The organism is Bradyrhizobium sp., from assembly GCF_035935975.1.
GTDB lineage: Bacteria > Pseudomonadota > Alphaproteobacteria > Rhizobiales > Xanthobacteraceae > Bradyrhizobium.
This window is the reverse complement of the sequence record NZ_DASYWN010000053.1, coordinates 85,399-105,162: the sequence shown is the minus strand read 5'-3', so window position 1 is coordinate 105,162 and position 19,764 is coordinate 85,399. Positions and strand designations below refer to the sequence as shown.

25 protein-coding genes and 1 pseudogene are annotated in these 19,764 nt (G+C 64.1%); 9 read left to right on the top strand and 17 right to left on the bottom strand.

The features are described 5' to 3' along the window. Positions 1–15 precede the first annotated feature (15 nt). Both VGR99_RS33300 and VGR99_RS33295 read left to right on the top strand, forming a co-directional pair. Positions 16–1,644: a fatty-acid--CoA ligase gene (locus tag VGR99_RS33300; RefSeq protein WP_326904186.1), complete on the top strand. Its 1,629-nt coding sequence runs from the start codon at positions 16–18 to the stop codon at positions 1,642–1,644. A 203-nt stretch (positions 1,645–1,847) separates the two neighbouring features. Beyond that, positions 1,848–2,702 (top strand): DUF1499 domain-containing protein, encoded by an 855-nt coding sequence (locus tag VGR99_RS33295; RefSeq protein WP_326904185.1) that lies wholly within the window; start codon positions 1,848–1,850, stop codon positions 2,700–2,702. A 20-nt stretch (positions 2,703–2,722) separates the two neighbouring features. Here the strand turns inward: VGR99_RS33295 and VGR99_RS33290 are convergent, their stop codons facing one another. The 4 genes from VGR99_RS33290 to VGR99_RS33275 form a co-directional block, all read right to left on the bottom strand. After that, positions 2,723–3,646, bottom strand: coding sequence for an MBL fold metallo-hydrolase (locus VGR99_RS33290; RefSeq protein WP_326904184.1), 924 nt, complete (start codon positions 3,644–3,646; stop codon positions 2,723–2,725). A 149-nt stretch (positions 3,647–3,795) separates the two neighbouring features. Next, complete coding sequence (locus VGR99_RS33285; RefSeq protein ID WP_188100342.1) at positions 3,796–5,010, bottom strand: acyl-CoA dehydrogenase; 1,215 nt, start codon at positions 5,008–5,010, stop codon at positions 3,796–3,798. 193 nt (positions 5,011–5,203) lie between these two features. Then, positions 5,204–6,280, bottom strand: coding sequence for a 3,4-dihydroxy-2-butanone-4-phosphate synthase (gene ribB, locus VGR99_RS33280; RefSeq protein WP_326904183.1), 1,077 nt, complete (start codon positions 6,278–6,280; stop codon positions 5,204–5,206). Positions 6,281–6,456: 176 nt separating this feature from the next. After that, positions 6,457–8,187 carry a cation:proton antiporter gene (locus VGR99_RS33275; protein ID WP_326904182.1) on the bottom strand — a complete coding sequence of 577 codons (1,731 nt, stop codon included), beginning with the start codon at positions 8,185–8,187 and terminating at the stop codon, positions 6,457–6,459. Positions 8,188–8,254: 67 nt separating this feature from the next. On the opposite strand from VGR99_RS33275, the gene VGR99_RS33270 reads away from it, so the two are divergent. Next, positions 8,255–8,782 (top strand): DUF3124 domain-containing protein, encoded by a 528-nt coding sequence (locus VGR99_RS33270; protein WP_326904235.1) that lies wholly within the window; start codon positions 8,255–8,257, stop codon positions 8,780–8,782. A gap of 54 nt (positions 8,783–8,836) precedes the next feature. After that, entirely contained in the window at positions 8,837–10,069 is a 1,233-nt protein-coding gene (locus tag VGR99_RS33265; RefSeq protein ID WP_326904181.1) for a PLP-dependent aminotransferase family protein, read from the top strand. A gap of 21 nt (positions 10,070–10,090) precedes the next feature. Here the strand turns inward: VGR99_RS33265 and VGR99_RS33260 are convergent, their stop codons facing one another. Next, complete coding sequence (locus VGR99_RS33260; protein ID WP_326904180.1) at positions 10,091–10,363, bottom strand: helix-turn-helix domain-containing protein; 273 nt, start codon at positions 10,361–10,363, stop codon at positions 10,091–10,093. A gap of 157 nt (positions 10,364–10,520) precedes the next feature. On the opposite strand from VGR99_RS33260, the gene VGR99_RS33255 reads away from it, so the two are divergent. Continuing rightward, positions 10,521–10,973, top strand: a complete 453-nt coding sequence (locus VGR99_RS33255) for a hypothetical protein (protein ID WP_326904179.1) — start codon at positions 10,521–10,523, stop codon at positions 10,971–10,973. A 106-nt stretch (positions 10,974–11,079) separates the two neighbouring features. After that, entirely contained in the window at positions 11,080–11,304 is a 225-nt protein-coding gene (locus VGR99_RS33250) for a hypothetical protein (RefSeq protein ID WP_326904178.1), read from the top strand. A gap of 69 nt (positions 11,305–11,373) precedes the next feature. Here the strand turns inward: VGR99_RS33250 and VGR99_RS33245 are convergent, their stop codons facing one another. The 5 genes from VGR99_RS33245 to VGR99_RS33225 all read right to left on the bottom strand — a co-directional run bounded on the left by VGR99_RS33245 (position 11,374) and on the right by VGR99_RS33225 (position 16,444). Continuing rightward, positions 11,374–12,192 carry an aldo/keto reductase gene (locus VGR99_RS33245; protein WP_326904177.1) on the bottom strand — a complete coding sequence of 273 codons (819 nt, stop codon included), beginning with the start codon at positions 12,190–12,192 and terminating at the stop codon, positions 11,374–11,376. Between the two features lie 145 nt (positions 12,193–12,337). Next, positions 12,338–13,903, bottom strand: a complete 1,566-nt coding sequence (locus tag VGR99_RS33240; RefSeq protein ID WP_326904176.1) for an alkaline phosphatase D family protein — start codon at positions 13,901–13,903, stop codon at positions 12,338–12,340. Positions 13,904–14,112: 209 nt separating this feature from the next. Further along, entirely contained in the window at positions 14,113–14,532 is a 420-nt protein-coding gene (locus VGR99_RS33235; protein ID WP_326904175.1) for a hypothetical protein, read from the bottom strand. Positions 14,533–14,639: 107 nt separating this feature from the next. Further along, on the bottom strand, positions 14,640–15,641 hold the full coding sequence (locus tag VGR99_RS33230) for a nitronate monooxygenase family protein (RefSeq protein WP_326904174.1): 1,002 nt from the start codon (positions 15,639–15,641) through the stop codon (positions 14,640–14,642). Positions 15,642–15,706: 65 nt separating this feature from the next. Beyond that, positions 15,707–16,444: an SDR family oxidoreductase gene (locus tag VGR99_RS33225; RefSeq protein WP_326904173.1), complete on the bottom strand. Its 738-nt coding sequence runs from the start codon at positions 16,442–16,444 to the stop codon at positions 15,707–15,709. 63 nt (positions 16,445–16,507) lie between these two features. Here VGR99_RS33225 and VGR99_RS33220 point away from each other — a divergent pair. After that, positions 16,508–16,624 (top strand): annotated as a pseudogene (locus VGR99_RS33220) (transcriptional regulator); the annotation flags it as partial. Between the two features lie 82 nt (positions 16,625–16,706). Here VGR99_RS33220 and VGR99_RS33215 read toward each other — a convergent pair. The 4 genes from VGR99_RS33215 to VGR99_RS33200 form a co-directional block, all read right to left on the bottom strand. Beyond that, positions 16,707–16,865 (bottom strand): hypothetical protein, encoded by a 159-nt coding sequence (locus VGR99_RS33215; protein ID WP_326904172.1) that lies wholly within the window; start codon positions 16,863–16,865, stop codon positions 16,707–16,709. Between the two features lie 21 nt (positions 16,866–16,886). Beyond that, positions 16,887–17,261 (bottom strand): PRC-barrel domain-containing protein, encoded by a 375-nt coding sequence (locus tag VGR99_RS33210; protein WP_326904171.1) that lies wholly within the window; start codon positions 17,259–17,261, stop codon positions 16,887–16,889. Positions 17,262–17,359: 98 nt separating this feature from the next. Beyond that, on the bottom strand, positions 17,360–17,557 hold the full coding sequence (locus VGR99_RS33205; protein ID WP_326904170.1) for a hypothetical protein: 198 nt from the start codon (positions 17,555–17,557) through the stop codon (positions 17,360–17,362). After that, positions 17,538–17,696, bottom strand: a complete 159-nt coding sequence (locus VGR99_RS33200) for a hypothetical protein (protein ID WP_326904169.1) — start codon at positions 17,694–17,696, stop codon at positions 17,538–17,540. The genes VGR99_RS33205 and VGR99_RS33200 overlap by 20 nt, the downstream gene beginning before the upstream one ends. Positions 17,697–17,871: 175 nt before the next feature. On the opposite strand from VGR99_RS33200, the gene VGR99_RS33195 reads away from it, so the two are divergent. Continuing rightward, positions 17,872–18,120 carry a hypothetical protein gene (locus VGR99_RS33195; RefSeq protein WP_326904168.1) on the top strand — a complete coding sequence of 83 codons (249 nt, stop codon included), beginning with the start codon at positions 17,872–17,874 and terminating at the stop codon, positions 18,118–18,120. Between the two features lie 143 nt (positions 18,121–18,263). Here the strand turns inward: VGR99_RS33195 and VGR99_RS33190 are convergent, their stop codons facing one another. The 3 genes from VGR99_RS33190 to VGR99_RS33180 all read right to left on the bottom strand — a co-directional run bounded on the left by VGR99_RS33190 (position 18,264) and on the right by VGR99_RS33180 (position 18,982). Further along, positions 18,264–18,470: a hypothetical protein gene (locus VGR99_RS33190; protein ID WP_326904167.1), complete on the bottom strand. Its 207-nt coding sequence runs from the start codon at positions 18,468–18,470 to the stop codon at positions 18,264–18,266. 78 nt (positions 18,471–18,548) lie between these two features. Beyond that, positions 18,549–18,680: a hypothetical protein gene (locus tag VGR99_RS33185; protein ID WP_256570003.1), complete on the bottom strand. Its 132-nt coding sequence runs from the start codon at positions 18,678–18,680 to the stop codon at positions 18,549–18,551. Positions 18,681–18,763: 83 nt separating this feature from the next. Further along, positions 18,764–18,982 carry a hypothetical protein gene (locus VGR99_RS33180; protein WP_326904234.1) on the bottom strand — a complete coding sequence of 73 codons (219 nt, stop codon included), beginning with the start codon at positions 18,980–18,982 and terminating at the stop codon, positions 18,764–18,766. A gap of 95 nt (positions 18,983–19,077) precedes the next feature. On the opposite strand from VGR99_RS33180, the gene VGR99_RS33175 reads away from it, so the two are divergent. Beyond that, positions 19,078–19,590: a DUF4142 domain-containing protein gene (locus tag VGR99_RS33175; RefSeq protein ID WP_326904166.1), complete on the top strand. Its 513-nt coding sequence runs from the start codon at positions 19,078–19,080 to the stop codon at positions 19,588–19,590. Positions 19,591–19,764 lie beyond the last annotated feature (174 nt).

Below are 19,764 nucleotides of genomic sequence, written 5' to 3'. Positions count from 1 at the left end.
CGGAGGAACGACGGAATGCTTGGTTTGATGCAAGATTGGCCCCTGCTCTGCCACCGGATCATCGAACACGCCGCCAGGATTCATGGCAACCAGGAGGTCGTCACGCGATCGGTCGAGGGACCGATCCATCGCACCACCTACGGCGAAATCCACAAGCGCGCGCTCAAGGTCTCCCAGATGCTGGAGCGCGACGGCATCAAGCTCGGCGACCGTGTCGCAACGATCGCCTGGAACACCTGGCGCCATCTCGAAGTCTGGTACGGCATCATGGGGATCGGCGCCATCTGCCATACCGTCAATCCCCGCCTTTTCCCCGAACAGATCGCCTGGATCATCAACCATGCGCAGGATCGCATCGTGATGACCGACCTCACCTTCGTTCCGGTCCTTGAGAAGATCGCCGACAAGCTTCCGAGCGTGGAGCGCTACGTCGTTCTCACCGACAAGGCGCATCTGCCGCAGACCACGCTGAAGAACGTCGTCGCCTACGAGGACTGGATCGCGGAGGCCGACGGCAAATTCAAATGGAAGGAGTTTGACGAGAACACGGCAGCCGCGATGTGCTACACGTCGGGTACGACCGGCGATCCGAAGGGTGTGCTGTATTCGCATCGCTCCAACGTGCTGCACGCGCTGATGGCCAACAATGTCGACGCCCTCGGCACCAGCGCCTCCGAGACAATGCTGCCGGTGGTCCCGCTGTTCCACGCCAACAGCTGGGGCATCGCCTTCTCCGCGCCGTCGCAGGGCACCAAGCTGGTGATGCCCGGCGCCAAGCTCGACGGCGCCTCGGTCTATGAGCTGCTCTCGACCGAGAAGGTGACGCACACCGCCGGCGTGCCGACGGTGTGGCTGATGCTGCTCCAGCACATGGCGGCCAACAATCTGAAGCTGCCCGACCTGAAGATGGTGATCTGCGGCGGCTCGGCGATGCCGCGCTCGATGATCAAGGCCTTCCTCGACATGGGCTCGAACGTGCGCCACGCCTGGGGCATGACCGAGATGAGCCCGATCGGCAGCGTCGCGGCGCTCAAGCCGCCGTTCCAGAACGCGACCGGCGATGCCAAGCTCGACGTGCTGCAGATGCAGGGCTATGCGCCCTTCGCGGTCGAGATGAAGATCACCGACGATGCCGGCAAGGAGCTGCCCTGGGACGGCAAGACGTTTGGTCGCCTCAAGGTCTCCGGTCCCGCCGTCGCCAAGGCCTATTACCGCGTCGACGCCAACATCCTCGACGAGGACGGCTTCTTCGACACCGGCGACGTCTCGACCATCGACGAGGCCGGCTACATGCGGATCACCGACCGGTCCAAGGACGTGATCAAGTCCGGCGGCGAGTGGATCTCCTCGATCGACCTCGAGAACCTCGCGGTCGGCCATCCGGCCGTGGCGGAAGCCGCCGTGATCGGCGTATTCCACCCGAAATGGGACGAGCGGCCGCTGCTGATCGTGCAGCTCAAGCAGGGCCAGCAGGCCAGCCGCGAGGACATCCTGAAATACATGGATGGCAAGATCGCGAAATGGTGGATGCCCGATGACGTCGCCTTCGTCGAAGGCATCCCCCACACCGCCACCGGCAAGATCCTGAAGACGGCGCTGCGCGACCAGTTCAAGGATTACCGCTTCCCGAACGCGGCGGCGTAACGGGCTCAGACGTCATTCCGGGGCGATGCCAACGGCATCGCACCCGGAATCTCGAGATTCCGGGTTCGCCCTTCGGGCGCCCCGGAATGACGGGCAGTAACAGTCCGGTCTCCCTTGAATTTGCCCCCGGGCCGTGGTCTCAACGGCCTATCGTCGTGCCAAACGGCCGGCACCGCCTTCAACACCCCGGCAGAGCTCTTCCGATGGCCCGCAGGTTTTCCGCTCCCTATCAGACGGAGCCCGTGTCCAGCCTTGCGAGCTGGGCACGCAATCTGGCGGTGTTCGCGGTGGTGGCGGTGGTGGTGTCGATCATCGTCGTGCGCTTCGGCTTTCTGGAGCCGAAGCCGGCGGTCGTCACCTTCTTCGGCGGCCTTGCGATCGCCGTGGTCTCCATCCTGTTCGGCCTCGCCGGCTTTGCCGCGATCTGGCAGAACGGCTCGCGCGGCATGGGGCGCATCCTGATCGCCTTCCTGATCAACGGGGCGATCCTCGCCTACCCCGCCTATCTCGCCCTGCAATACCGCAAGCTGCCGGCGATCCACGACATCACCACCGACCCGATCGACCCGCCCCGCTTCGACGCGCTGGCGCGCCTGCGTTCCGTCGACGGCGCCAACACCGCAGTCTACGCCGGCCTCTATTCGGCCGAGCAGCAGCGCCAGTTCTATCCTGAAATCGAGCCGATCGAGCTCGAGATCCCGGTCGACCGCGCCTATGCGATCGCGCTCCAGCTCGTCAACAAGCGCAAATGGCTGGTGATCGACGAGCGCTCGCCGCAGCCGCCGCGCCGCATCGGCCGCATCGAGGCGGTGGCGCGCACGCCGATCATGGGTTTCCGTGAGGACGTTTCGATCAGGGTCGTGCCCGACGGCGACGATTCCCGCGTCGATATCCGCTCGTCCTCGCGCTATTTCGACAGCGACCTCGGCAGCAACGCCGCGCGCGTGACAAAATTCATCGACGATCTCAACACCGCGGCCGACGCCGACGCGCTCAAGCCGGTGAAGAAGACGCCGGTCGCACCGCCCAAGGCGCCGGCGAAGACGGTGAAGAAGTAACGCGTCGTGACGTCGGCGCGCTAGGCGTTGGCCATCCGGTACGTCCCGCCGATCACGGGATCGCCATCCGTCGCGACTACGCCGCGCGCGACCAGATCTTCCAGATGCGCCAGCACGGAATAGCCGGCAGCGGTCGTCAAGCGCGGGTCGATGCCGATATAGATCGCGCGCACCATGGTCGGGATGTCGGTCTCGCCCTTGGCGAGGCGGTGCAGGATCGAGGCCTCGCGCGCCTTGCGGTGGCGGATCAGGAAGCGCACGAAACGCTGGCCCTCGGGGATCTCCGGGCCGTGGCCGGAGAAATAGAGATCCTCCTCGCGCGCGGCGAGCCGGTCCAGCGATTCCATGTAGTCAATCATCGAGCCGTCGGGCGGCGCCACGATCGAGGTCGACCAGCCCATCACGTGGTCGCCGACGAAATTGAACTTCCGCTCCGGCCAGGCGAAGGCGAGATGGTTGGCAGTGTGGCCAGGCGTCGCCACGGCCTCCAGACGCCAGCCGCCGCCTTCGACGACGTCGCCATGGGCGATCCTGATATCGGGCACGAAATCGCGATCCGAGCCGGATTCCGGATTGTGCTTCTCGCTCTCGAAGCGCGGGCGCGAGGCGCGGTGCGGGCCCTCGGCATAAACCGGCGCGCCGGTCGCCTGCTTGATCCGCCCGGTGTTCGGCGAATGGTCGCGGTGGGTGTGGGTGACGAAGATGTGGCTCACCGTCTCGCCGCGCACGGCATCGAGCAGCGCCGCCGCATGGGCCGCATCGTCCGGGCCGGGATCGATGATCGCGACCTTGCCGGTGCCGACGATGTAGCTGACCGTGCCGGTGAAGGTGAACGGGCTCGGATTGTTACAGAGCACCCGCCGTACGCCGGGGCGGACTTCCTCGACGACGCCGGGCTGAAGCGGAAAATTGCGGTTGAACGGGACGTCGTCGTTGTCGGACATGGCTTGCTCATTCCTTGCTGACTTCGTCATGCCCGGCCTTGTGCCGGGCATCCACGTTCCTCGCTTGAGCTAAGACGTGGATGGCCGGGACAAGCCCGGCCATGACGGAGTTGGAGAGTTCTCTTGCCTAGTACCCTAACCGCGGGGTCTCAGAAGAACGCCTGAATGCCCGTGATCGCACGGCCCAGGATCAGGGCGTGGACGTCGTGGGTACCTTCGTAGGTGTTGACCGTCTCAAGGTTATGGACGTGACGCATCACGTGGAATTCGGCCGAGATGCCGTTACCGCCGTGCATGTCGCGGGCGACGCGGGCGATGTCGAGGGCCTTGCCGCAATTGTTGCGCTTCATGATCGAGATCATCTCGGGGGCGAACTTGCCTTCGTCCATCAGGCGGCCGACACGCAGCGAGCCCTGCAGGCCGAGCGCGATCTCGGTCTCCATGTCGGCGAGCTTCTTCTGCACCAGCTGGGTCGCAGCCAGCGGCTTGCCGAACTGCTTGCGGTCGAGCGTGTACTGACGGGCGCGATGCATGCAGTCCTCGGCGGCGCCGAGCGCGCCCCAGGAGATGCCGTAGCGGGCGCGGTTGAGGCAGCCGAACGGGCCCTTGAGGCCGGAGACGTTGGGCAGCAGCGCGCTTTCGGGCACCACGACGCCGTCCATCACGACCTCACCGGTGATCGAGGCGCGAAGCGACAGCTTGCTGCCGATCTTCGGCGCAGACAGGCCCTTCATGCCCTTCTCCAGCACGAAGCCGCGGATCTGGTTGTCGTGCTCGGCCGACTTGGCCCAGATCACGAACACGTCGGCGATCGGCGCGTTCGAGATCCACATCTTGCTGCCGGTCAGGCGGTAGCCGTCCGAGACCTTCTCGGCGCGGGTCTTCATGCCGGCCGGGTCGGAGCCGGCGTCGGGCTCGGTCAGGCCGAAGCAGCCGACCCACTCGCCGCTGGCGAGCTTGGGCAGGTACTTCTTGCGCTGGTTCTCGTCGCCATAGGCGTAGATCGGATACATCACCAGCGAGGACTGCACCGAGTTCATCGAGCGGTAGCCGGAATCGACCCGCTCGATCTCGCGGGCCACGAGCCCATAGGCCACGTAGCTCGCATTGGCGCAGCCATACTCTTCCGGCAGCGTGATGCCGATCAGGCCGAGTTCGCCCATCTCGTTGAAGATCTCGCGGTCGGTCTTCTCTTCCAGATAGGCCTTGGTGACGCGCGGCAGCAGCTTGTCCTGGGCGTAGGCGCGGGCAGTGTCGCGCACCATGCGCTCGTCTTCGGTCAGTTGCTCGTCGAGCAGGAACGGATCGTCCCACTGGAAAGAAGCCGCAGCCGGCTTGTCCTTGGTCTGAGGGCGCACGCTCATGAAACGTCCTTTCGCATCTGGTTCCGTCTAGAAATTACCCGACAAATTAAAGCGCCGCGGCAACAAGTGCAATTGCATCCTGGTTTCGGTCATTCCGGGGCGATGCGAAGCATCGAACCCGGAATCTCTTTGCCAGCAGCTTCGAGATTCCGGGTCTGGCGCTTTCGGCGCCATCCCGGAATGACACTGCGTGTCAACTCTCGAGCTGCTCGTTGGCGACGATCTCGATGCCGAAGCCCGACAGGCCCTTGTAGTCGTGCACCGAGGAAGTGAGATGGCGGATCGAGGTGACGCCGAGGTCGCGCAGGATCTGCGCGCCGACACCGACTTCGCGCCACTGGCGGTTGCGGTCGGCCTCGGTCGCGCTCTCGTCGGGAAGCGCCGCCACGGGGACGCCGGCCGCGCCGTCGCGCAAATAGACCAGCACGCCACGGCCGGATTTCTTGAAGTGCTCGAGCACCGCCGCCATGCGCTTGTGGCCGGTGAAGATGTCCTTGACGATGTTCGGCTTGTGGAAGCGCGTCAGCACGTTCTTGCCGTCACCGACGCCGTTGTAGACGAAGGCGACGTGGGCGATGGAGTCGAACGGCGAGCGGTAGGCATAGCCCTGCAGCGGCCCGATCGGGCTTTCGGTGACGAAGGTCGAGACCCGCTCGATCAGCTTTTCGCGCGCCTGGCGGTAGGCGATCATGTCGGCAATGGTGACGTGCTTGAGCTTGTGCCTGGCCGCGAACTGCGCGACCTGCTCGCCCTTCATCACGCTGCCGTCGTCGTTCATCAGCTCGCTGATGACACCGACCGGCGGCAGGCCGGACAGCTTGCAGAGGTCCACCGCGGCCTCGGTATGGCCGGAGCGCAGCAGCACGCCGCCGTCCTTGGCGATCAGCGGGAAGATGTGGCCCGGGCGGGCGAAATCGTTGGCGCCGACATTGGGGTTGGACAGCGCGCGGCAGCACGAGGCGCGCTCCTCGGCCGAGATGCCGGTGCCGCCGTCGGGCTTGTAGTCGATCGAGACCGTGAACGCGGTGGTGTGCGCGGAATCGTTGTGGGCGACCATCGGATCGAGCCGCAGCCGGCGCGCGTCCTCGGTGGTGACGGGCGCGCAGACGATGCCGGAGGTGTGGCGGATGATGAACGCCATCTTCTCCGCGGTACAGAGCGAGGCGGCGACGATCAGATCGCCCTCGCCCTCGCGGTCTTCGTCGTCGGTCACGACGACGAGCTCACCCCGGGCAAAGGCCTGCAAGACTTCCTGGACGCTATCGGGCATTTCCCAATCTCTATCGGTTATGGCCGGGAGGCTTAGCCGGACTTGGGCCGGGGCGCTAGTGTCCCCGGCGCAACCACATATGCCTGACGGCAGGCCTGCCAGCAGGTTTCAGGCTTGCACCGAACATACCAAGGATATAGGCGCGCGGGGCCCGGAAGGAAGGCGGCAGGAGATCGTCAGGGCAGCACTTCGCGCCGTTCGCCCAGCCGCACATCGAGCTCGGCGCGCTTGTCGGCCAATAGGCCGGCCTGGGCGGCTTCGATCACGGTAAACAGCTCATGAGCATCGCTGAGCCGGGTCACGGTGACGTAGCTGGCGCCGGCCGCATAGAGCTCGCCGACATCCGACAAGAGATCGGCCGTGGCAACGATCATGGCGGTCGGGTTGAGGGTGCGGACGTGGCGGACCAGCTTCTCGTTACTGGCGCCCTTCAGAAGCGCGTCCGGCACGCTGAGGATGATCATCTCGGACTTGCCGACGCCGGCATGGAGCAGCGTATCGGCGCTGCTGATGTCGCCATAGATCACGTGCAGGCCGCGTGACACCAAGGTCTGGTACACATTGGGGTTGAAGTCGACCACGGTGATCTGCTCGAGTAGCACCGGGGCCTGCCGTTCGATCTCGGCCAGCAGCGCGCTCGCCGCACGGAAAAAGCCGAGGATCACGATACGGCGGGCCTCGCCATGGCCGCCCTCATGGCCCTCCTCGGCATGGCCGTTGCCATGGTCGAGATCGCGCAGACCGATCCGCTTCAGAGGGCCGATCGCCCAGCGGGTGATCTCGTCGCTGCGGCTCATCGCGAAGGTCGAGAGTACGGCGAGCACCACGAAGGCGAACGAGGCCGCATTGGCGGTCTCGGCGGCGATGTGGTGGTCGGCAACGCCGGTCTGGATCACAACAAGCGAGAACTCGGAGATTTGCGCGAGATTGAGCGCCGGCAACAGGCTGGCGCGCAGGCCCTGCTTCATCAGATAAAGCGGGGTGAAGGTGGTGACGAGGCGGCTCACCACCGTGAATGCCGCGATCATCAACGCGAGCCCGATCACGGAGAGGCCGGGCACGGGAATGGTCATGCCGAGCGCGACGAAGAACAGCGTGATGAAGAAGTCCCGCAGCGTGGTGACCTTGGCGGTGACGTCGAGCGCGTAAGGAAAGGTCGAGAGCGAGACGCCGGCGATCAGGGCGCCCATCTCGCGCGACAGCGACAGCCGCTCGGCGGTCTCGGCGACAAGAAAGCACCAGGCGAGCGCGCCGAGCAGGATCAGCTCGGGACGGCGGGCGATCTGGTGGAACAGGCGCGGCAGCACATAGCGGCTGACCAGCAGCGCAGCGGCGACCAGCACCGCGACGCGGCCGATCGAGAGCAGGATGACGCTGACCTCAAGATTGGCGAGGCTCGGCTGCACCGCCAGGAACAGGATGGCGAAGATATCCTGCAACACCAGGACGCCGAGCGTGATCCGGCCGGGCAGCGTGTCGAGCTCGCGCTTCTCGTAGAGCACCTTGACGATGATGACGGTGCTCGACAGCGCGCAGGCGACGCAGAGATAGACGGCGTCGAAGTGCCCGCCTCCGAGCGACAGGCCGATGCCGACGAAGAACAGCACCCCGAGCAGGCACCCGCCGAGCAGCTGGCCGCCCGCCGCAAACAGGATCACCTTGCCCGCCCGCACGATCTTCTTCAGGTCGATCTCGAGGCCGATCATGAACAGCATGAAGATCAGGCCGAGCTCGGAGATGACGCTGATCGATTCCTGCGACTGGACCCAGCCGGCGCCGAATGGACCTATGCAAAAGCCGGCGATAAGGTAGGCCAGGATCAACGGCTGCCGGGAGAAATGGGCGAGCAGGCCCAGCATCCAGGCAAACAGAATACAGAGAGTGATGTCGCGAATGAGCTCGTGCATACCAAATTGGTCCGTTTTGCCGCACCCTAGAGACGGGTTGCGGCGCGGCAAGCGAGCAATTCGTCACATGCAAAACGGGCTTTTCGCAGCAATGCTGCTATGCCCTCTCGCCTGCGCCGCGCCCGCCGCCGCGCAATCCAAGGTCAATATCGAACAAAACTTTGCCGATTCGCTCACCGCACTGCCGAAGGAGGAACTTGCCGTCTCCGGCGGGTTCTACGTGCCCGCCTATTCCAGCGTCGCGATGAGCCAGGGAAAGTTGCGTGTCGACTTCTCGGTGACGCTGAGCGTGCACAACGCCTCCGAGACCCAGCCGCTGGTGGTCAAACGCATCGCCTATTTCGACACCGCGGGCAAGCAGGTCGAGACCTACCTGAAGGGGCAGGTGGCCCTGAAGCCGCTCGCCACGATCTCGATCTTCGTTCCGACCGACGACGTGCGCGGCGGGACAGGCGCCAATTTCCTCGTCGACTGGGCGGCCACGGGCGAGATCGCCGAGCCGGTGGTCGAGGCCTTGATGGTTGGCGGCGTCGCCAATGCGCATTACGCTTTCATCAGCCAGGGCCGTCCGACTAGGACGGCCGGTAAGAAGTAAGGCAGGCCGGCGCAACGCCGGCTGCTCAACAAGAACAAAACGAGGAACGCTCCCATGACGTCCAGCTTCGATTTCGCACCCCTGTTTCCCGCAGGGCTGCCGGCCCCTTCTGCGCGCTGGACGGGCCTTGCCAAATACAGCTTTGTCGGCGGCAACAACGATTCCGAGCAGGTGCCGCTCGATGAGCTGATCGAATCAACCAACGCGGTGCTGCGGCGCGAGGGCCGCTCGCTCGCCACTTACGGGCTGGCGCACGGACCGCAGGGCTATCTGCCCCTGCGCGAATTCCTGGTGACAAAACTCAAGCGCGATGCCGGCATCAACTGCACGGTCGATGATCTCATGATCGTCTCGGGCTCGCTGCAGGCGCTCGACCTCGTCAACGCGACGCTGCTGACGCGCGGCGACACCGTGATCTTCGAGCAGGAGAGCTATCAGGGCTCCCTGACCCGTCTGGCGCGGCTCGGCGTCAACGTGGTCGGCATCCCCCTCGACAAAGACGGCATGCGCATGGACGTGCTGGCCTCGACGCTGGCCGACCTCAAGAGCCGCCGCATCCGTCCGAAATACATCTACACCATTCCGACGGTGCAGAACCCGACCGGCAGCATCATGCCGGAAAGCCGCCGCGCCGAGCTGGTGCGGCTCGCGACCGAATATGGCGTGCCTATCTTCGAGGACGATTGCTATGCCGATCTCGTCTGGTCCGGACAGCGGCCGCCCGCGATCCACGCCATGAGCCCGAACGGCGGCGTCATCCATATCGGCTCGTTCTCGAAATCGATCGCGCCGGCGCTACGCGTCGGCTTCATCGTTGCGCCCTGGGATGTGATGTCGCGGATGCTGTCGCTGAAGACGGATGCCGGCTCCGGCGCGCTGGAGCAGATGGTTCTCGCAACCTATTGCAAGCCGCACTTCTCGAGCCACGTGCCGGCGCTGACCAAGGCGCTGCGCACCAAGCTCGATACGCTGATGGAAGCCCTCAACGAGCAGTTCGGGACGGCGGCGGAGTTCGAGGAGCCCAAGGGCGGCATTTTCCTCTGGGTGAAGCTGCCCGACCAGGTCGATACGCTTAAGCTGTATCAGGCCGCGCTCGCCGCCGGCGTCTCGATCAACCCGGGACCGGAATGGTCGACCAACAAGGGCCATTCCAGCTCGCGACTGCGGCTGTGCTTTGCGAGCCCTTCGCACCAGCAGATCCGCGAGGGCGTCGCCCTGCTCGCCGAGGTCTGCCGCAAGGAATTCGGCGTGCCGGCCCGCAGCGCCAATGTGGAGAAACGGGCCTAGTCGTTTATCTAAGCCGCTCTATCAGGCCACTTGCGGCTGGCTGCCGTGGATCGCGGCGGCCAGTCGGAGCAGCAGCACGATCGAGACGTTGCCCTTGCCGGCCTCGATCTGGGCGATGTAGCGCTCGGAAATCCCGGACCTGCGGGCCAGCTCCCGGCGCGACAGCTCGCAGCGGGCGCGTGACGATCTCAGGCGCTCGCCCAGCTCGGCCAGAAACGCGGTCTCGGAATAAGGCGGCACGGCACAGCTACCCGGCAGCACCTCGCCCGCGAAATCCATGACTTGATTCAGCATCGGTCTATCCACGTTCGCCTTCGGGAGCGCCATCCTACCCCCGATGCGACCCGCCTCATTGACGCGGATCAAATTCGCGCGCGAATGGCCGGCACCGTGGACGACCGCGTGCGGGATGCTAGAATTTGGAATACTTCGAAGCGGGGCTTTTCAGGACATGATGCGTTGTTTGGGCCGCTGGGTCGCGGCTGCGGTGCTGTGGTCGATCTGCATGCCCCTCGCGCGCGCCGAGCCGCTTGCGGCGACCGTCGAGCAATGGGGACTGCTCGGCTCGTGGGCGGTCGACTGCGCGGCCCGGCCCGACCGCGACAAGGGTGCGCTGCTGACTTACGAAATCCGGAAAGACGGCCGGGTGATGTACCGGCGCAATTTCGGCGATGCCAAGGACGAGAACGAGGTCGTGTCCGCCACGGTCAACGCCGAAGGCCTGATCAACGTGATGGTGTACTTCCCCTCGCTGCAGCAGACGCGTGAGTTCGGCCTGCAGCTCTCGGAGCAAGGCAGCCTGCGCGCGATCTACAATCGCAGCGATCGCGGCGTGTACACGATCAAGGACGGCAAATACGTTGCCACCGGTGCGCCGACGCCGCAGCAGCAACGCTGCGATTAACGATATCGTTGATCCTGAATATCCATTCAGAATTCTCTTCGCTTTCCTCCGGAACGTTCACGCGAATGCGCGGTTTAGATTTGCATTCGATTGGAGGAAGGACATCATGAAGAAGCTTGGTTATGTCGTTGCCGCTCTCGGCGCGCTCGCGGTTGCGGCACCAACCCTGGCGAGTGCCGAGACGGTGGTGATCAGGAACGGCCATCATCACGGCCCGTACGGCGCTCGTGCCGAATTCCGCGAGCATCGCGACCACGGCTGGCATCGCGGCTGGCACCATCGCGACAAGGTCGTCGTGATCAAGCGCGGCCATCACCACCACTGGGACTAATGCGCAACGCAATGAGGAAATGGCCCCTCACGGGGCCATTTCTTTGTGCGTTTGAAACGTCAGGCGAGATCAATCCCACGCCGGCGCAAAGGCCGGATTAACGCAGCGCCTGTCCTTGGGCAGCGCGGCGATCTTGTTGCGGTCGGCATCGTCGAGCGTGATCTTCAGCGCGTCGAGATTGGACTGCTGGCTCTCGCGGCGCGAAGCCTTCGGGATCGCGGCGACACCGTCCTGGTCGAGCAGCCATTTCAGCGCGACCTGGGCTGCGGTCGCGTTGTGCTTGGCGCCGATCTCGGCCAGCACCGGATCGGAGGCAATGCGCCCCTGCGCGAGCGGGCAGTAGGCGACCAGCGGTATCGACTTGGCGTTGAGATAGGCCAGCACCTTCGATTGATCGAGCATCGCGTGATATTCGATCTGGTTGCAGGCGATCGGCGCCTTGATGTCCTCGACGGCGATCTTGAGCAGCGCCGTGGTGAAATTGGCAACGCCAATGGCCCGCGTGCGCCCCTCCTCCTTCAGCTTCATCAGGGTCTCGAACACCGCGCCCCAGTTCGCCGACTTCGACGGCCAGTGCACGAGATAGAGGTCGACATGGTCGAGCCTCAGCTTCTGCAGGCTGGCATCGAAGGCGCGGCGGATCGCATCGGGGCTGAGGTTCTCGTGCCAGACCTTGGTCGTGACATGCAACTCCGTACGCGGCACACGGGCAGCAGCCAGCGCAGCGCCGATCGGTTCTTCGTTGGCATACATCTCGGCGGTGTCGATGTGGCGATAGCCGATCGACAGCGCACTCTCGACCGCGGCGCGGCAGGCATCGCCCTGCATGCGGAAGGTGCCGAGGCCGAGCTTGGGCATGCTGATGCCCTGTGTCTTCAGATTATCCATGAAAAGGCTCCTGACGTCATTCATCCCGCCAGACACGCGGTGGGACCGCGAGGGGACAGACTCTTTGGTGATGGAAAAGAGGTGGCGGGAGTGATTAGTATAGCGCGGTCGGCGCAAGGCGGCCAATCAAGATCGGGTTAGGGGCCTAGGAATGCTGCGCCACCACGGCCGGACGGGCCTGCGGCTGCGGCACGATATCGACCGACCAGAGGTCGCGGTTGTCGACGTCCTTCAAGGTCACGGTCATCACGCCGGTCGCGCCGTCAATGTCGACACGGCCGAAGAACTGCAGGCCGAAGCACGGCGCCAGGTTCTCGCCCTGGGCCTCGCTGCAGCCGTGCTGGTACATCGCGACGGGACCAAAGGTGTTATCGAGCTCGCCCGGGCTCCAGGTGCCGGCGTGCAGCGGACCGGAGACGAACTCCCAGAACGGGTCGAAATCCTGGAATTGCGCCTTATTCGGATCGTAGTAATGCGCGGCCGTGTAGTGCATGTCGGCGGTGAGCCAGACGATGTTGCGCACGCCGGCGCGCTTGATGGAGGCCAGCAGATCGGCGATCTCGTGCTCGCGCCTGTCAGGTGCGCCATTGCCGAGCGCGACCGCATCGAGACTGACGAGGCCGATCGGCAGGTCGGCGGCGATCACCTTCCAGGTCGCGCGCGACGCCGCGAGCTCGCGCTTCAGCCAGGCCAGCTGCTCGGCACCGAGAATCCAGCCGCGATGATCGTCGCCCTTGTTCCAGGTCTCGTCGCGATAGCTGCGCATGTCGATCATGAAGACGTCGAGCAGCGGACCGTAGGCGATCTTGCGATAGACCCACCCCTGCCGCGCGCCGATGTCGCGGATCGGCATGAAGTCGAAGAAGGCACGGCGGGCGCGCGTAACCAGGCGCGGCGTGCCGTCATCCTCATACCCGGCTTCGTCGTAGCTGCCGGTGGGCGACCAGTCATTGGTGACCTCGTGGTCGTCCCATTGCGCGAACATCGGCACCTCCGCATGGAAGGCACGAAAATGCTCATCGAGGTGATTGTATTTATAGTTGCCGCGGAACTGCGCCAGCGTGTGCGCGACCCCGGCCTTCTCCTCGGTCACCAGATTGCGCCAGGTCTCACCGTTCGGCAGTTTCTGTTCGGACGGAATCGTGCAGTCGGCGTAGATGTGGTCGCCGGAATGGATGAAGAAGTCCGGACGGTTGTCGAGCATGGTGCGATAGCTGCGATAGCCGCCGCGCGCGATGTCGATGCCCCAGCCCTGCCCCGCCACGTCGCCCGACCACACGAACGAGATCGACTGGCCCGCTGCCGGCGCGGTGCGGAAATGGCCGACCCGGCTTTCGCCGGCAATACCGGTCGCGATGTCGTCGAAGCGAATGCGGTAGAAGATGTCCTGCCCGGGCGGCAGATCGTTCAGCAGCAGCTTCGCGGTGAAATCCGTATTCTGCAGGGCGTCGCGCGAGTCCGACGCAAGGATGGTCCTGAAACTCTCGACGGTCGAATAGTCCACCTGCATCCGCGCGGGCCGGTCGGCGCGCGCCCAGACCATTGCGGAGCCGTCCGAGACATCGCCGGATTGAATGCCGCCTGCGATCTGCGGGCGGTCGGCGGCGCGGCTGATGGATGGCTTTGCGAGCGCGGCGACAGCGAGGCTTGAAGTGGAGCGGACCAGGAATTGCCGCCGGGTCCATGCGCGCGAGGCGCGGAGCGATGCCATTCAGGAAACCTTCGTCGAATCGCGACGGAAGGTGCCTGCGCTCCTTGACTCCTACCCTGACGGTTTCTTGACTCCACGCCGACGGTTTTGCGACGCGGGGATGACGGTGCATCGAGAACGCAGCCACGGTGCAGGTGCGCCCCCCTTGCCCCGCAAGCGGGGCGAGGTGAAGCGAGATCGCCACTCGATCTAGGTCCGACCAGCTACGCTCAGCGCTTCCAGTTGCAGATGCCGCCGGAGCGGCACGGCCAGGTCTGGATGCGGGTGTCCATTGCCTGAGCGTCGAGCGGATTGCCGCGACGATGCGCAAGCTTGGTACGGGCTGAGCCGCGCGGCGGCGTGCTCTTCGTGTGGGCGACCTTCGGCTCGGCCACATGCACGCGTTCGGCCGCGACCTTCTTCGGCACGTCGAGGGGCTCGGCGCGGGCCTGCGCCTCGTTGCCGCCCTTCGCTTCCAGCGCGACCGGCGCGAACTGCGTCTCCGGCCCGAGCCGCTTCGGCGACAGGACGGCCTTGGAGAGATCGAGACCGAGATATTCGTCAGGCTTGTAGTCGTCAGCGCGTGCAATCCCGCCCCATGCGATCGCAAGGGCGACGGCAACTGCAAAAGGAACGCTTTTCAGGACCACGGACGCCTCCTGAAATTGATTATTAAAGGGGTATTCTACCCTATTTAGGAGGCGTCACGCGCAATTCCAGCGGCCGGCTGCCGCTGTGGTTAAGAAGTTTGGCGGTTTCAGGCGACCTTTCGTGCTTCAGCCGTACCGTCCAGGAACCCCATCAGGCGGCTACGGATGATGGTATCCGCCTCGGCCATGATGCGATCGATGAGCTCCTTGCAGGAGGGGATGTCGTGGATCAGGCCGGCGACCATCCCGCAGCTCCAGGCGCCCGCGTCCATCTGCCCGTCCAGCATGATCTTGGGATAGACGCCCGCGACCTGGTCGTGGATGTCGTCGATGGTCAGCTTGTCGCCCTTCGCGCGCTCGATCTCGATCAGGCGATCGACATTGGCATTCTTGAGCACGCGCTCGGTGTTGCGCAAGGCACGCATGATCAGGCGGGTGTCGAGCTCGGTCGCCGCGACCAGCGCGTTCTTCACGTTCTGATGCACCGGTGCTTCCTTGGTGGCGATGAAGCGCGTGCCCATGTTCATGCCGGCCGCGCCCAGCGACAGCGCCGCGACGAGGCTGCGCCCGTCGGCCATGCCGCCGGAGGCGACGAACGGGATCTTCAACTCTTCCGCCGCACGCGGCAGCAGGATCATGTTCGGAATGTCGTCCTCGCCGGGATGGCCCCCGCACTCGAAGCCATCGACGCTGACCGCGTCGCAGCCGATGCGCTCGGCCTTCAGCGAGTGTCGGACCGAGGTGCACTTGTGGATCACCTTGATGCCGGCCGCCTTCAGCGCAGGCATATATTGTTCGGGGCTGCGGCCCGCGGTCTCCACCGCCTTGATGCCGCCCTCGACGATGGCCGCGATGTACTCGGGATAAGGCGGCGCCGAGAAGGTCGGCAGAAAGGTGAGGTTCACACCGAACGGCTTGTCGGTCATGTCGCGGCAGCGCGCGATTTCCTTCGCGAGCAATTCCGGCGTCTTCTGCGTAAGACCGGTGATGATGCCGAGCCCGCCGGCATTGGAGACGGCGGCTGCCAGCTCGGCAAAGCCGACGAAATGCATGCCGCCCTGGATGATGGGGTGCTCGATGCCGAACAGTTCGGTGATCGCGGTCTTCACGTAAGTTCTCCTCCCGGAATTTTGCTTGAGCTCGGAATCAGTCTAGCCGGACTTTTGCGCCGCGGTCACCATTTCTCTCCGAACGGCCGGATTTCCATCTCGAAGGTCCACGCGCTCTTGGGCTGCTGATAGAGCTGCCAATAGGAATCAGCGACAGCCGACGGCGGCATCAGGAGATCCGGGTTGTCCAGCGCATTCGGGCCGAGCGCCTCGAGCCGGCGCTGCCGCACCCATTCGGTGTCGACGCCGGAATCGATGATGAGATGGGCGACGTGGATGTTCTTCGGTCCGAGCTCGCGCGCCATCGCCTGCGCCACGGCGCGGAGGCCGAACTTGGCGCTGGCAAAAGCGGCAAAGCCGCTGCCGCCGCGCAACGACGCAGTCGCGCCGGTGAAGAAGATGTTGCCGCCGCCGCGCGGTAGCATCAGCCGCGCCGCCTCGCGTCCCGCGAGGAAGCCCGAATAGCAGGCCATCTCCCACACCTTGCGGAAGACGCGCTCGGTGGTGTCGAGGACCGGGAAGTTGACGTTGGCGCCGACGTTGAAGATGCAGACCTCCAGCGGCGCGTGCTTGTCGGCGTCGTTGAGGAAGGAGATGACCTCCTCCTCCATCCGCGCATCGAGCGAGCGCGCATGGATCTCGCCGCCGGCGGCCTCGATGTCCGTCACCAGCGGTGCCAGCTTGTCGCCGTTGCGGCGGCCGGCGAAGACCGTGAATCCTTCAGCTGCGAATTTCTTGGCGATCTCTGAGCCGATGAAATCGCCGGCCCCGATCACGGCAGCAGTCGCGTTTCGCTTGGGCAAGGTCGCCTCCTCCGGTGAGTGGTGTGATTGGAGGGAAGGCTATTGGTCTGAAACAGAACTGTCAAAAACTGCGGCAAGCTGTTCGATCCGGTGATGGTGTGCTCGGAATGCGGCGAGCCGCTGGATGCGAAACAGGTGCATGTGCATGCGGGGCCGGGATGGAAGGAAGCAGTGGGGTAGGTCATCCAGGCGCGTTCAGAAAAAGAGCGCGACACTTGTGCGTGCCGCGCTCACCTCGATTGTCGTCTTCTGCGCCCTTTGCTCAGTGCGTCTTGGTCTTTTGCCACTTCTCGAGGTCGGGCTTCGTTGCGCCCGACTTCTGCTCCTTCTCCGGATTGCCCTTCCAGGGCTTGTCCGTCTGGGCGTGCGATCCCCAGTCATTCTGATGCCGGGGATCGTCGGTTGGCCGCTCCTTGCTCATCGAACTCTCCCTTGTGAAACCTTACGCGAAGGGAACACCGTAATGGGCGTTGATGCCGCGCATCGCGGCGTCATCGCCCCAATTCCAATCGCTGCGCTCGCCGTATTTCGGCGCGCCCTCGAGCGACTTCGCGGTGATTCCGGTGACATAGCCGCCGAGATCGGTGTCGTATTTCAGCGACTGCCAGGGCAACGGATAGTGATCGTTGCCGAGACCCAGAAAGCCGCCGAAGCCGAGCACGGCGTAGGACACCTTGCCGCTGACCTTGTCGATCATCACTCGTTCGATCGAACCGATCTTGTTGCGATCGGCACCATAGACCGATGTTCCCTCGACCTTGTCGCTACCGATCAAGCGGCCCATCTCGGTTCGGTCCATTTCACCTTGATTCAACATCTCCAGTCTCCATTCAGCCAATGTACAAGGCCAACCGGGCCTGGAGATGTTCGTTCCAAAACGCGTCGAGAGATGAAGTGCCGCGCGGCGAGGTGAAACTAGTGCGGCGATATCGCCGCTTGTCGCGGTGACAGGAATTCAAACATCTCGGCGGCGGTCTGGAGCTGCTCGATGCGGGCGGCGACGCCATCGCGCTGAACGCCGACCGGCAGGCTCGCGAGCTCCTGCTCGAGCCGCAGCCTTTGCGCGCCGAGACGCTGTTCGAATGTGTGGGGTTCAGATCGTCTTCGCATCATCTGTCCTCGGCGGTTGCAGGCCCGGGCTGTTGGCCCAGCGCTCGACTTGCTCGATCACCTTCTGATGGCTCGGACGCACCGGCTGCGGTGCCTCCGGTTCCTCGGAGAGCTTGCGGGGTAACCTGACCTTGTCCGTCATGGTGCGTCTCCCTTTCCCTTAAAAAATGCATCTCCGAGGGAATCGTTTCAATCATAACTTATTGATTTTACTTGAATATATTGCTAAACTGACGTTTTTTTGGACTCCTGTGGAACCCCAGCCAAATTGGTTCGTTTAGCAGGCTACTCAACTTACTCATTTTGCGTGATCGACCATGAATGACCTTCGCGCCGAGCGCCTTCAGGTCATGCTCTCGCCGGAAGAGCTGGCCGCAGTTGATGATTTCCGCTTCAGGCATCGCATGCCGACGCGCGCCGCAGCGGTCCGCGAACTCCTCAAGTTCGGACTGGCCGCAGCGGGCGTCGACGCCGCCGCCGGAGTGAAGTCGAGCAATTTCGGCGTGTTCGGCCGCGGGCCTGACGGCCATACGCAGGGTGATCCCGAAGGCGGCACCGAAGACTGATTCAAACCAGCCCGCAAAGCAAAACGACCCCGGCACGATGGGGTGCCAGGGTCGTCCTTGGAGATTGCTTCCGGCGCACCGGGGGCATGACAGCCGAAAGCAACCTGTCGACTCGTCGCGAAGGGATTCGTTCCTCGCGAAAATTATCCTGTTGGCGCGCCGCCGGAGTCGTCCGGCATCACACCGGAGCCCGGCGTCTTGGCGTTGTCGCTGAGCTTGGGATCGCGCGTCGCCTCACGCGTCGGCGAACCCTTCTGATCTGTCTTGTGTGCGGTCTGCGCACGCTGCTTGTCGCGCGGCTGGTCCTCCGCGCGTTTGTCCTTGACGATACCGTGGTCGGAATGCGCCATGATGTCCTCTCGCCTCTCCTGATGTGTTGAAGCGGTTACGCGCTGGACCAATGAATGTTCCAGCACGCAAGAGGGATGCTAACTATGCGCCGCGTGGATTGCGGCCGACGCATTTTCCAGATGCACCTGCCGCACCGTCGTCACGGTCGCGAACGCCACCGAGACGCCGAAGGCAAGAATGAGTGAGAGCAGTGCCAGACGTGGAGCCATCGCAAAACCTCCTTCTGGAAAATCAACGCGATCGACTATTCCTGGATGATCCTTGATTGGTCGAGCTCATTCCGTGAGCGGTCTCACACGCGGATTGACGAACGTGGGAGCGGTCGCGCGTCCCGGATGACGCTGACCCTGACGGGCGGGATTTCGCCGTCGAGCCAGTCCTGCTCGATCGCGAGCGCCGTCCAGGCGTCCGCCATGCGCGAATAGCGCTTGTAGGCGGGTTTCCCTTCCGCGCGCTCGGCGAGTTGCAGACAGTTTTCGGCGTTGTCCCTGAAGATGTCAGACTGTTTCATGCACAAGACGTGGGGACGGAACTCCTGCATCGCAACCGCCCTTACCGGATCGTAACGTTCAGGGAACTTCGCGCGCCGCCGGTCATTGACTATCCATGCGAGTTCTTGTCGCGATAGTCTTGGTCTTCATCAGCACCGCGGCGCTTGCCGACAGCACCGGCGAGCGGACGCCGGGCGAACGCGCGCCGACCGCAACCGATGTCATCACCGGCCTCTACACATTCAGCCGCTTCCAGCAGGGCCTGCTGGAGAGCACTGACCTGAAGGGCAATGCGGAGGTGAAGAACCTCGCCGCCTTGCGCGCCGAAGAAGCTGCCAAGCGCGACAAGGCGCTGAAGCAGATTCAGGACGCGATCGGTGCCGAGCCGCACGCCGGCAAGACGACGTCGGTGAGTGCAAGCCTAGTCGAGCCCGAAAACTCCGACGGTCCGACCTACGTCAAAAGTTTTTACGCCGCGCAGATCCCCGAATATGAATCCGCCATCAGCCTGCTGGAGCGCTATCTGAAAGCGCCCGACAACGCCGCGCTTGCCGCTTTTGCCCGCGACCAACTGCCGGTGCTGCGCGCGCAGGTGAAGGATGCGGAGCGAACGATGGCGGACAAGTAGCCCGCGAGGTGGCGCAAAAGACAGCAAATCCGATCCAAAAACTTTGGAACCCCATGGAACCAATAGGCTTTGTCCCGGTTAATTTGGCCGGGCTGAGCAGAGCAGGTTCCAATTCGACGCGTCGCAACCTTGGCGCTTGATTTCGAATTTGGCTGACGCTCTAGTTTGATCAAT

Bases quoted from the DNA above. Each gene is read 5' to 3' on its own strand.
- VGR99_RS33300 (WP_326904186.1), top strand. From the start codon at position 16: ATGCTTGGTTTGATGCAAGATTGGCCCCTGCTCTGCCACCGGATCATC.
- VGR99_RS33295 (WP_326904185.1), top strand. From the start codon at position 1,848: ATGGCCCGCAGGTTTTCCGCTCCCTATCAGACGGAGCCCGTGTCCAGC.
- VGR99_RS33290 (WP_326904184.1), bottom strand. From the start codon at position 3,646: ATGTCCGACAACGACGACGTCCCGTTCAACCGCAATTTTCCGCTTCAG.
- VGR99_RS33285 (WP_188100342.1), bottom strand. From the start codon at position 5,010: ATGAGCGTGCGCCCTCAGACCAAGGACAAGCCGGCTGCGGCTTCTTTC.
- ribB (WP_326904183.1), bottom strand. From the start codon at position 6,280: ATGCCCGATAGCGTCCAGGAAGTCTTGCAGGCCTTTGCCCGGGGTGAG.
- VGR99_RS33275 (WP_326904182.1), bottom strand. From the start codon at position 8,187: ATGCACGAGCTCATTCGCGACATCACTCTCTGTATTCTGTTTGCCTGG.
- VGR99_RS33270 (WP_326904235.1), top strand. From the start codon at position 8,255: ATGCAAAACGGGCTTTTCGCAGCAATGCTGCTATGCCCTCTCGCCTGC.
- VGR99_RS33265 (WP_326904181.1), top strand. From the start codon at position 8,837: ATGACGTCCAGCTTCGATTTCGCACCCCTGTTTCCCGCAGGGCTGCCG.
- VGR99_RS33260 (WP_326904180.1), bottom strand. From the start codon at position 10,363: ATGCTGAATCAAGTCATGGATTTCGCGGGCGAGGTGCTGCCGGGTAGC.
- VGR99_RS33255 (WP_326904179.1), top strand. From the start codon at position 10,521: ATGATGCGTTGTTTGGGCCGCTGGGTCGCGGCTGCGGTGCTGTGGTCG.
- VGR99_RS33250 (WP_326904178.1), top strand. From the start codon at position 11,080: ATGAAGAAGCTTGGTTATGTCGTTGCCGCTCTCGGCGCGCTCGCGGTT.
- VGR99_RS33245 (WP_326904177.1), bottom strand. From the start codon at position 12,192: ATGGATAATCTGAAGACACAGGGCATCAGCATGCCCAAGCTCGGCCTC.
- VGR99_RS33240 (WP_326904176.1), bottom strand. From the start codon at position 13,903: ATGGCATCGCTCCGCGCCTCGCGCGCATGGACCCGGCGGCAATTCCTG.
- VGR99_RS33215 (WP_326904172.1), bottom strand. From the start codon at position 16,865: ATGAGCAAGGAGCGGCCAACCGACGATCCCCGGCATCAGAATGACTGG.
- VGR99_RS33210 (WP_326904171.1), bottom strand. From the start codon at position 17,261: ATGTTGAATCAAGGTGAAATGGACCGAACCGAGATGGGCCGCTTGATC.
- VGR99_RS33205 (WP_326904170.1), bottom strand. From the start codon at position 17,557: ATGATGCGAAGACGATCTGAACCCCACACATTCGAACAGCGTCTCGGC.
- VGR99_RS33200 (WP_326904169.1), bottom strand. From the start codon at position 17,696: ATGACGGACAAGGTCAGGTTACCCCGCAAGCTCTCCGAGGAACCGGAG.
- VGR99_RS33195 (WP_326904168.1), top strand. From the start codon at position 17,872: ATGAATGACCTTCGCGCCGAGCGCCTTCAGGTCATGCTCTCGCCGGAA.
- VGR99_RS33190 (WP_326904167.1), bottom strand. From the start codon at position 18,470: ATGGCGCATTCCGACCACGGTATCGTCAAGGACAAACGCGCGGAGGAC.
- VGR99_RS33185 (WP_256570003.1), bottom strand. From the start codon at position 18,680: ATGGCTCCACGTCTGGCACTGCTCTCACTCATTCTTGCCTTCGGCGTC.
- VGR99_RS33180 (WP_326904234.1), bottom strand. From the start codon at position 18,982: ATGAAACAGTCTGACATCTTCAGGGACAACGCCGAAAACTGTCTGCAA.
- VGR99_RS33175 (WP_326904166.1), top strand. From the start codon at position 19,078: ATGCGAGTTCTTGTCGCGATAGTCTTGGTCTTCATCAGCACCGCGGCG.